Source organism: Pedobacter sp. (genome assembly GCF_035566355.1).
In the GTDB taxonomy this organism is placed as follows: domain Bacteria; phylum Bacteroidota; class Bacteroidia; order Sphingobacteriales; family Sphingobacteriaceae; genus Pedobacter.
In genome coordinates, this window is record NZ_DATMRL010000296.1 from 1 (window position 1) to 9,976 (window position 9,976).

A 9,976-nucleotide genomic window follows, 5' to 3' on the forward strand; every position below is an offset into this window, starting at 1 on the left:
CAGGAAGCCGAAGTCGCATTTACCGAAGGACAACTCAAGGAATACATTTACGAACCCGATGCCGCATTACTAAAAAGCGGTGCATTTGCTCTGATCGGAAAGACTTATGGGCTGGAGAAACTGCAGGAACAAACACAACTATATACTTCAGATCAATTCAAAAAAGAATTTCCAGGTAGAATATTTAAAATAACCGAAACGCTTACTGCCGCAGATCTCAAAAAAGAAAAAGAATTAAGAGGAAATATCATCGTCAGAAATTATCCGGACAAGGCAGAAAACCTTAGTAAAAAGTATAAAATTAAACCCGCAGATGATCAGTTTCTGATTTTTACCAAAAGCAGATCCTCCGGTCTGCTGATCATTAAAGCACAAATATTGCAATACTATTAACAAAAAAAGGACCGTCCGGATAAGACAGCCCTTTCTATATATCAGTAAGGTTTAATTAAACTTTTTTAACCTTAACCGCCTGCAAACCTTTTTTTCCTTCCGCAATTTCAAATTCCACGTTATCATTTTCCTGCAAGCTGTCAATACCGCCCAAAACATCTTTAAAATGTACAAAAATATCCTTATTGCCATCGTACACAATAAATCCGTATCCTTTTTGAGTATTAAACCATTTAACTTTTCCGGTGTTCATAATTTTAGTTCTTTGATAAAATAATAGGTTGTTTTTCAGTTCTTTAAATTATTACTAAAACTTAAAGAAACCAAAACTTTTGCGAAATTATTATTTATTAGGCTGAGGTGTAGTTCTCAAATACGGTTTAATAATTTTATGCCCTTTAGGGAATTTTGCAGGAATATCTTCCGTTTTAATGCTGTTGGCCACAACAACATCATCGCCATCCTGCCAGTCAGCAGGCGTAGCTACCGTATACTGGGCAGTAAGCTGTAAAGAATCGATTACCCTCAATACTTCATTGAAATTCCTTCCCGTAGAAGCCGGATAGGTTATGATCAATTTCACTTTTTTATCTGGCGAAATGATAAACAGGGAACGTACCGTTAAAGTCTCCGATGCATTCGGATGGATCATATCATACAGATCAGCAATTTTCTTGTCCTCATCAGCAATAATAGGAAACTCTACATTGGTATTCTGGGTCTCGTTGATATCACTGATCCAACCTTTATGCGATTCCGCAGAATCCACACTTAGCGCCAGTACTTTTACATTTCTCTTTTCAAATTCACCTTTTAAAGCCGCTGTACGTCCAAGTTCTGTAGTACATACTGGTGTATAATCTGCCGGGTGTGAAAATAAAACACCCCAGCTATCGCCCAGATAGTTATAGAAATCAATATCTCCGATAGAGGTTTTTGCCTGAAAGTTGGGAGCGGTATCCCCTAGTCTTAAACTCATAATGTTGTGGTTTTTAGATTCAAATATAATATTCTACAAATTTAGTATACTATTTAAAATAATTCTCCTGTTTTTGTAATAAATTCAATTTCAGGAACAGCACTACCCAAATGCTTATTAAATTCCCTAATGGTATAGTTGGCCAAAACCGGGGTGTCCCTTTCATCATGCTGATGAAGAAAGAAGTAAACCTTCTCCAACCCCCTGTCCAGCCAGGATTTGATTCTGATTACCCATTCATCAATCCTCTTGAAATCCGAATCCCCATGCCCCTGGCCATTTCCTACGAAACGGATAAAAATTTCAGGAATGGTCAGTTCCATATGCAAACAATCCCTTCTGCCACTGGCATCGGTAATTATAGCCCCCTTATTCAAATCAGCCAGCATTTTAAACAAATCCTTTCTAATCACAGGGTCAGCAAACCATTCGGGATGGCGCAACTCTACAAAGACTTTAAAATCTTCCGGAAGGGATTTTAAATAATTTTCCAGCACCTCCATATTATTGGGTCCAAAGTTATCTCCCATCTGTAGAAAGCAGGGTCCCAACAATTCGCCAAATTCACTGATTCCTGAAATATACTGATCGGTAGCTTCCTCGGCGTTTTTCAATCTTTTCAAATGACTGATGATTTGCGGAAACTTTGGGCAAAAGAGAAAGCCATTTCCTGCATTTCCAGCAGCTTTCTCTTTCCATTTCATCACCTGATCCTGTTTAGGCATGCTATAAAATATCGCATTCATTTCTATAGAATTGAAATGCTTTGCATATTCGTCCAGAAAATTCGCCTCCTTTGTTTTAGGCGGATAGATCATCCCCACCCATTCCTTTCGGCCCCATTTTGCACAGCCAATATAAAAACGCGGATCCGCATTTTTTTTTCCTTTTAAAGTCAAAACCGTCTGAGCGCCGTCAGGCGGCAGCGTAAAATCTACCTGTTTAACCAGTTCGTCTGCTACTTTACCAAATTCCATAGGATAAATTTATAAAAACAAAACCCCCGAAACGAACAATAAGTTTCGGGGGTTTAAAAATTTATATTTTTCGGGAGGTTAGTTATAGACTTTGATCATAAATACGTAATCCTGAATCTTCTCTACCTGTTTCAATCTGCTCAGACCCTGCAAAGGACTTTTCTTAGTCACACTTCTTCTACCCAAAGAATCGGAAGGAATAGCACTCAGGGCCTCAAGAATATATTTAGATTTAATCGCAAAGGCCGCACCATCCACCTGGTTCTCCTTCGCACTGATCACCCCAACCACATTTCCATTATTATCCAGCAATGGCCCACCACTATTCCCAGGATTAACCGGAATAGACACCTGATAAGCAGTGGTATCGCCGGCATGCCCGGTTCTGGAGCTCACATAACCCTGACCTAAAACCGCATCATCCTTAGGAAAACCCAGTGTATATACATTCTCACCCATACCAACCGCACTGCGTTTTAATTTATAAGGCAAAGCCGAAAGCGGAGAAAAATCTTTATCTACAATCTGTAAGATCGCCAGATCATACTGAGGATCTGTATAATAAACTTTAGCTTTATAAGCCTCTCCTTTACTATTTTGTACATATACAGAATCAGCACCGTTGATCACATGCAAATTCGTACATAAAAACCCATTTGAGGTAATCGCAAAACCAGTACCGCCAAATTTAGCGGGTCTTACAGGAGCAGCTTCCGTTTTGACATTACTATTGATGTTGCGTATCAATTTATTCTGAGAACTTTTAATCCGGTCTAATTCTCTTCGCATCATCTCATAGCTGCCATTCTGTTTCGTATTGTGTTGAATGGCAAAAACAGAAACCATAGCCAGTAAAATAAAAGAAGCTGCAACAGCCAGTGCAGACTTATTATTACGCCATAATTTAACAATAGGGGAAGAATGAGGCTTAAGTTCAGTTTTCAGTGCTTCCACATCCATTGTGGCATGGGCAGCATCCATTTTATCCTTTAGGGAAAGGACATGGCCATAGTCCTTCAAAGAATCCAGAAAAACCTTATGCGCAACCAGTTTATGGTCCACAGAAGGATCTTTTATCCGTAATTCTTCGAAAGCTTTCGCTTCTTCCACAGACAGGTTACCATTCAGGTAATCTTCAATAATTGCCTCTAACTCTATTTCGTTCCTCATTGTATTATTAAGATTGAAAAAACAATTTCTTTAACCTTTGCAGACATTTATATTTCTGTGTCTTTGCATTATCTGTATTGGTATAACCAAATTTTTCAGAGATCTCCTGCATAGACAAGTTATGAATATAAAAGTCCTGAATAATCGTTTTGCACGGTTCCCCTAAATGGAGCAAGGCCTCCTGCATTTTTTCAAATTGCCGGTCCTTTTCCTCATGCTTCTCCAAATCTGTTTCTACCGCCTCTATATCTTCAAAGTCTGTTACATTTACCGCCTTCTTACTTTCTTTTGAAAGTTTTTTGAGCCAAATGCGTCTGCAAACTGAGTATATATAGGTTTTAAGTTTACTGCTTAATTCAAAATCCCCGCTCTTTATTTTATTATATAATATGATAATTGATTCCTGATACACATCTTTTGCATCGTCTTCATCACCGTTATTATTCAGAATAAACTGCAGTATCATCGGAAAATATCCTGTATACAGTTTATTAAGCGCATCATCTGAGTTATTAAGTATCCCTAAAACTACCTCTCTATCTGTTGGAACTGAACTGCTTAACTTCTTACTCACCAATTAATACTTTTTTATGTGAATGGTAACCCAATTATAAATAAAAATTTTACTTTTGTGCCACTTTTATCTTAATACCCATTACAGATAAACAGTGACCCAAGAAACGCAGAAAAATATTTTTTATTTTTTTTTATTTTCAAGGGTTACCTTTTAAAGTTACCGGTATTAAGATGTAAAATTAATTAATTATTTAAAACGGAAATTAGAATGAAAAACTTATTTAAATTTGGCTTTTTAGCTTTAGCATTATCTTTATCAGTAGCAGCTTGTAACTCAGAAAACAAAGCTAAAGGATCTGACACTACTACAACTGATTCTTCAACTATCGTTACTGATACTACTAAAGTTGATACTACTGTTAAAGCTGCTACTGATACAGCTAAAAAAGATACTACAGTTAAAACTACTACTACTAAAACTGAAGTTAAACACTAGTCAAACTTTAATTTTTAAGGAAAAGGCTTTGGGAATCACCCAAAGCCTTTTTTTATGTCCCAAAGCCTTAATAATCCCTAATTTATATTACCTTTGCGGCTGTAAAAACTTCTCAATTAAATGAATTTATCTCCACTTCAAGCTATATCGCCAGTTGACGGACGTTATAGAAACACCACTAAGGACCTGGCAAACTATTTTTCTGAATATGGCCTCATTAAATACAGGGTTTTTGTTGAAATAGAATATTTCATCGCACTTTGCGAAACTAATTTGCATGGTTTGGCCGCCTTTGACAAAAACAATTACGCAAAACTGCGTGCCATTTATGAAAATTTCGGGGAGCTTGATGCCACAGAGATTAAAAACACAGAGAAAATCACCAATCACGACGTAAAAGCAGTAGAGTACTTTATCAAAAGCAAATTCGATCAGCTTGGATTGCAGGATTTCAAAGAATTTATCCATTTCGGATTAACTTCACAAGACATTAACAATACCGCTATCCCCTATACTTTTAAGCTGGCCTTAAATGAGGTGTATTACCCAAACATCGCAGAATTGATCAGCAAATTAAAAGCACTGGCCACAGAATGGGCCGATGTTCCTTTGCTGGCCCATACCCATGGACAGCCAGCTTCTCCAACTAAATTAGGTAAGGAGTTTCTGGTTTTCGCAGAAAGACTGGACATCCAGCTAAACAACCTTAAAAATATTCCCAACAGTGCCAAGTTTGGAGGTGCTACCGGAAATTTCAATGCACACCATATCGCTTACCCTTCTATCAACTGGGTAGATTTTTCCAATCAATTCGTTAATGAGACCCTTGGACTGACCCGTGCACAACACACCACACAAATTGAACACTATGATCAGTTTGCTGCACAATGTGATGCCCTTAAACGAATCAATAATATCATTATTGACCTCGACAGAGACATCTGGGCCTATATTTCCAAAAACTATTTCAAGCAGAAGATCAAAGAAGGAGAAGTTGGTTCTTCGGCAATGCCACATAAAGTAAACCCTATTGATTTCGAAAATGCAGAAGGCAATGCAGGAATTGCGAATGCACTGTTCGAATTCTTTGCCGCTAAACTTCCGATTTCCCGTTTGCAAAGGGATCTGACCGATTCCACAGTATTAAGAAACGTTGGCGTTCCTGTGGCCCATACCCTGATTGCCATCTCTTCTACTTTAAAAGGCTTAAACAAAATCCTGTTAAACAACGAAGCGATTGCTGCAGACCTGGACAACAACTGGGCCGTGGTCGCTGAAGCCATCCAGACCATTTTACGCCGTGAGGCCTATCCAAACCCTTACGAAGCCCTGAAAGACCTGACCCGGACCAATCAAAAGATCACAGCAGAAACCATGGCTGTATTTATTGATGGATTGAATATCAACGCTGAATTGAAGGAAGAATTAAAACAGATCACACCATTTAATTATACAGGTATATTTTAGTCAGCAGCTTTAATTAGAATCTGTTTAAATTAATGACCTAAAACAGACATCATAAACTGAAATTGCATCACTAATTAATTATTTTTGTAGAAAAAAAAGACAATGACTATCAACGTATATACAGAGCAAACTCCAAATCCTGCTACAATGAAATTCATGGTCAATAAATTATTGATCAATGGCAGTGAAGATTTCGCAACAAAAGAGAGTGCTGAACATTCCCCATTTGCAAAAGAATTGTTCAAGTTCAATTTCGTTAATGGTGTATTCTTCGCCAGCAACTTTGTGACCATCACTAAAGCTGAAGATGCAGACTGGGCTGATATTGAACCCATCCTTAAAGAATTTGTAAAAGGTGCTGTAGAATCGGAATATAAAATTAAAGAAGAAACTACAGAAGCGGTTAATTTTGAAGGTACAGACCTGGAAATTAAGATCCAGCAAATCCTGCACGATTATGTACGCCCTGCTGTAGAACAGGATGGTGGCGCCATCACGTATAAATCATTTGATGAAGGTGTTGTTACGGTAGAACTGAGAGGTTCATGCAGCGGATGCCCGTCTTCTACCATCACCTTAAAATCAGGTATCCAGAACCTGTTGCAAAGAATGGTACCAGAAGTGAAAGAAGTCGTTTCAGAAGCACTATAATCCATAGAATAAAACAAAAAAAAGGCCGGTTCTCTTAGAGAAACCGGCCTTTTTTTTATACCGTTTTATATCGTTAAGCGTTAAAATGATTCCGCATCGCTTCTAAAAGTTCCGCATCGATCAGGCTATTGGTTGCCAGAATTTCTCTCTTTTCTATAAACTCGTCGCCACCGCCAAAATTCATTATACGGCCACCAGCCTGTTGCACCAGATAGGCACCTCCGGCTACATCATAAGCATTCAGATTGTATTCAAAAAAAGCATCAAATCTTCCACAGGCCACATAAGCCAGGTCAACCGCTGCAGAACCAATCCTTCTTAAACCATGACATTTCTGCATCATATCAGAAAGCAAGGCCATGTATTGAGGCTGCTTATCAAACTGATAATAAGGAAAGCCCGTTGCCAGCAAACATTCAGACAACGAAGGTCTGGAAGAAACCCGGATCACTTTATTATTCAAATAAGCGTCACCACCTTTATAGCTGTAAAACATTTCCCCCCGGTTGATCTCATAAACCACCCCAATTACAGGCTGATCTTCCTCATACAGAGCAATGCTGATCGAATAAGCAGGAATACCATGGATAAAGTTCGTTGTCCCATCTAAAGGATCAATAATCCAGTTGAATACCTCTCCTTTACTGTTTACCGTTTCCTCTTCTGTTGTAAAACCAGCTCCTGGCAACAGTTTAGACAGATTGTACACCAGCTGCTGTTCAGCTGTCTTGTCAACATAAGAAACCATATCATTCAATCCTTTAAACTCAATGCTCCTGGCATCAAAGTTCATAGATTCTTTTCGTATAAAATTACCAGTCAAACGCGCAATCGCGATCACCTTGGTACATAACAATTCGTAATTCAATCGCTTTCTATTTAAAGGGCTGCGTCTTTTTCTTTATTTTTAATAGAAAAGATCACCAGCGCCAAACCACCAATAAACAACAGGGACGAAATCAGTTCCGCCTGCGTAAAAGAAATTCCGGCCACATGATACTTCGAATTTACCCGGATCAACTCTACAAAGAAACGTTCTACCCCGTTCATCATTAAGTAAATACCAAACATCATTCCCGGAAACTTAATCCGGTCCCGAAGCTTCCAAAGGATCAGGAACAAAACGAAACAAACAATGACTTCATAAATAGGCGTAGGATATACCGGCAAAGGCAATACATTACAGAATTTCCCTGTACAACCTGGTATAGGAACACCTTCCATAGCCACATTGTTTGGATAAGTATAAGCCCAAAGCCAGTCCGGAAGCCAGTTAAAAGGTTTAGGATGCGTATTTACAATTCCCCAGTCACCGTCACCAGACATATGACAGCCGATCCGGCCAACACTGTAAGCCAGCATCATACCAGGCCCGCCTACATCCAGCATATGCAAAGGTTTAATGCCATTCTTATTCGCAATATAAATAACCGCAGCACCACCGCAGATCAATCCACCATAAAAAGTCAAACCGCTAAAAGACAACAAACCACCAATAGGATCCTGGATAAAAGTATCCCAGTGCTCCAGGTTATCAAAAATCTTGGCACCTAAAAAACCCCATATGGCAGCCCATACAATCATATGCCCCATCAACTGATAAGGATGCTCTGTTACCTGTATCGTTTTTGGCTGAGGCAATTTATGTTTACCTTTTTCCTGATGATCCCAATAAGCAAACAGACCGGCAAAAAACAAACCACCCAGGATATTTCCCTTTGTAGACAGCAGCACCGTTTGGGCATCACTTACAAAAAGACGGTAATTTAATAAGGCGTACACCAGTTTGTAACCTATCAGGAAACCGAATATTCCGTTATAGATCAACTCCTGTGTTGTTGCAGGCTTACCAATCACCACGTCTTTAATTCTTGCATGTAAGATTCCTAAAGCCTCTTTTCGCTGTAGTTCCTTGGTAAAAGCCCAATATCCGGCAACAAAAGCCAGGGCAACAAAAACACCAAAAGTATTAAAAGGCAAAGGAACTCGAATACCAAAAAGGTATTCTATAAAATGCGATACAGTAGGAAACATACGTATAAAAAAAGTTTTATGCGAATATAGGATTAATGCGCTAAAACTTGTTCGGTTTCTGTAACTTCTACCTCACCCTCGGCTGTTATAGCCACCAGGTTAACAGATTTGATTTCATTAACCATTACCGGATCATACTTTGCCCTTACCTTTACATAGTTTTTAGTAAATCCATGCATAAAGCCGCTTTTCTGATCATCTTCAAAAAGCACTTCCCCTACTGTTCCAAGCTGGGATTCATAGAAAGCCCTTCTTTTCTTTTCCGACAGGATGTGCAACATCTTGTTGCGGTCTGCACGGGTGCTTCCGGCAACACGGCCTTTCATCTCTGCAGCCGCTGTTTGCTCACGCTCAGAATAAGTGAACACATGCAGATAAGAAATATTCAGTTCATTCAAAAACTGGTAAGTATCCAAAAAATCTTCGTGAGTTTCTCCTGGAAAACCAACAATCACATCCACACCAATACAGCAGTTCGGGATCAGCGCCTTAATGGTGGCCACCCGCTCCGTATACAATTCCCGTTGATAACGCCTGCGCATCAAGCCCAATATTTTATTGGAACCCGACTGCAAAGGAATATGAAAATGCGGAACAAACCGCTTTGAACCCGCTACAAAACGAATGATCTCGTCACTTAAAAGGTTAGGCTCAATAGAAGAAATCCGAATCCGTTCTATACCTTCCACCTCGTCCAGAGCTTTCACCAGGTCAAAGAATTTATCTTCCCGTTGCCCGTTCCTGATTCCAAAATCGCCCAGATTAACACCAGTAAGTACAATCTCTTTCACACCACTTGCCGCAATCTGTTGCGCCCGGTTCACTACATTTTCAATGGTATCACTCCTGCTGCCCCCTCTGGCTAAAGGAATTGTACAATACGTACAAGGATAATCACAACCGTCCTGAACTTTCAAAAAGGTACGGGTCCGGTCGCCAATAGAATAAGCCGCTATAAAATTATGATTAACTTTTTCTATATTTTGCTGATGAACAACCGCTTTTGGTGATTTCGTCAGATCAGAAATAAACTCTACAATTCTGAATTTCTCTGCCGCTCCCAATACCATATCCACCCCCTCAATCTCCGCAATCTCGGTTGGCTTCAACTGTGCATAACAGCCTACTATAGTTATATATGCATTTGGAGAATACTTTAATGCTTCTTTTACCACCTTCCGGCACTTCTTATCTGCGTGATCAGTTACCGAACAGGTATTGATCACATAAACATCTGCGCCAGCAGTAAAATCTACGACAGCATATCCGGCATCGGTAAATAAACGCCCGATC

At 39.3% G+C, this 9,976-nt stretch carries 12 protein-coding genes; 4 read left to right on the top strand and 8 right to left on the bottom strand.

Annotation, left to right across the window (positions count from 1 at the left end):
- A partial coding sequence (locus tag VNZ46_RS11740) for a THUMP-like domain-containing protein (protein ID WP_414693489.1) occupies nucleotides 1-393 on the top strand: 393 nt, incomplete at its 5' end.
- A 55-nt stretch (nucleotides 394-448) separates the two neighbouring features.
- On the opposite strand, the gene VNZ46_RS11745 is transcribed toward VNZ46_RS11740, so the two are convergent.
- The 5 genes from VNZ46_RS11745 to VNZ46_RS11765 all read right to left on the bottom strand — a co-directional run bounded on the left by VNZ46_RS11745 (nucleotide 449) and on the right by VNZ46_RS11765 (nucleotide 4,093).
- On the bottom strand, nucleotides 449-646 hold the full coding sequence (locus tag VNZ46_RS11745; protein ID WP_133780364.1) for a cold-shock protein: 198 nt from the start codon (nucleotides 644-646) through the stop codon (nucleotides 449-451).
- A gap of 90 nt (nucleotides 647-736) precedes the next feature.
- Nucleotides 737-1,372, bottom strand: coding sequence for a peroxiredoxin (locus tag VNZ46_RS11750; RefSeq protein WP_133780365.1), 636 nt, complete (start codon nucleotides 1,370-1,372; stop codon nucleotides 737-739).
- A gap of 53 nt (nucleotides 1,373-1,425) precedes the next feature.
- Nucleotides 1,426-2,349, bottom strand: coding sequence for a DUF72 domain-containing protein (locus VNZ46_RS11755; protein WP_325560336.1), 924 nt, complete (start codon nucleotides 2,347-2,349; stop codon nucleotides 1,426-1,428).
- Between the two features lie 78 nt (nucleotides 2,350-2,427).
- A complete protein-coding gene (locus tag VNZ46_RS11760) occupies nucleotides 2,428-3,519 on the bottom strand; it encodes a S1C family serine protease (RefSeq protein ID WP_199079671.1) in 1,092 nt (363 codons plus the stop codon).
- Between the two features lie 7 nt (nucleotides 3,520-3,526).
- On the bottom strand, nucleotides 3,527-4,093 hold the full coding sequence (locus tag VNZ46_RS11765; protein ID WP_108555288.1) for an RNA polymerase sigma factor: 567 nt from the start codon (nucleotides 4,091-4,093) through the stop codon (nucleotides 3,527-3,529).
- A 210-nt stretch (nucleotides 4,094-4,303) separates the two neighbouring features.
- On the opposite strand from VNZ46_RS11765, the gene VNZ46_RS11770 reads away from it, so the two are divergent.
- From VNZ46_RS11770 to VNZ46_RS11780, 3 genes are all read left to right on the top strand, one after another.
- Complete coding sequence (locus tag VNZ46_RS11770) at nucleotides 4,304-4,531, top strand: hypothetical protein (protein WP_199079668.1); 228 nt, start codon at nucleotides 4,304-4,306, stop codon at nucleotides 4,529-4,531.
- A gap of 120 nt (nucleotides 4,532-4,651) precedes the next feature.
- Nucleotides 4,652-5,998, top strand: coding sequence for an adenylosuccinate lyase (gene purB / locus VNZ46_RS11775; RefSeq protein WP_325560337.1), 1,347 nt, complete (start codon nucleotides 4,652-4,654; stop codon nucleotides 5,996-5,998).
- 102 nt (nucleotides 5,999-6,100) lie between these two features.
- Nucleotides 6,101-6,649, top strand: a complete 549-nt coding sequence (locus VNZ46_RS11780; protein WP_133780369.1) for a NifU family protein — start codon at nucleotides 6,101-6,103, stop codon at nucleotides 6,647-6,649.
- Between the two features lie 73 nt (nucleotides 6,650-6,722).
- Here the strand turns inward: VNZ46_RS11780 and VNZ46_RS11785 are convergent, their stop codons facing one another.
- The 3 genes from VNZ46_RS11785 to mtaB are packed head-to-tail and all read right to left on the bottom strand — an operon-like array spanning nucleotide 6,723 to nucleotide 9,975.
- Complete coding sequence (locus tag VNZ46_RS11785; RefSeq protein ID WP_325560338.1) at nucleotides 6,723-7,517, bottom strand: inositol monophosphatase family protein; 795 nt, start codon at nucleotides 7,515-7,517, stop codon at nucleotides 6,723-6,725.
- An 11-nt stretch (nucleotides 7,518-7,528) separates the two neighbouring features.
- Complete coding sequence (locus VNZ46_RS11790; RefSeq protein ID WP_325560339.1) at nucleotides 7,529-8,683, bottom strand: prolipoprotein diacylglyceryl transferase; 1,155 nt, start codon at nucleotides 8,681-8,683, stop codon at nucleotides 7,529-7,531.
- A gap of 32 nt (nucleotides 8,684-8,715) precedes the next feature.
- Nucleotides 8,716-9,975 carry a tRNA (N(6)-L-threonylcarbamoyladenosine(37)-C(2))-methylthiotransferase MtaB gene (mtaB, locus tag VNZ46_RS11795; RefSeq protein WP_325560340.1) on the bottom strand — a complete coding sequence of 420 codons (1,260 nt, stop codon included), beginning with the start codon at nucleotides 9,973-9,975 and terminating at the stop codon, nucleotides 8,716-8,718.
- Between the last annotated feature and the right edge of the window lies 1 nt (nucleotide 9,976).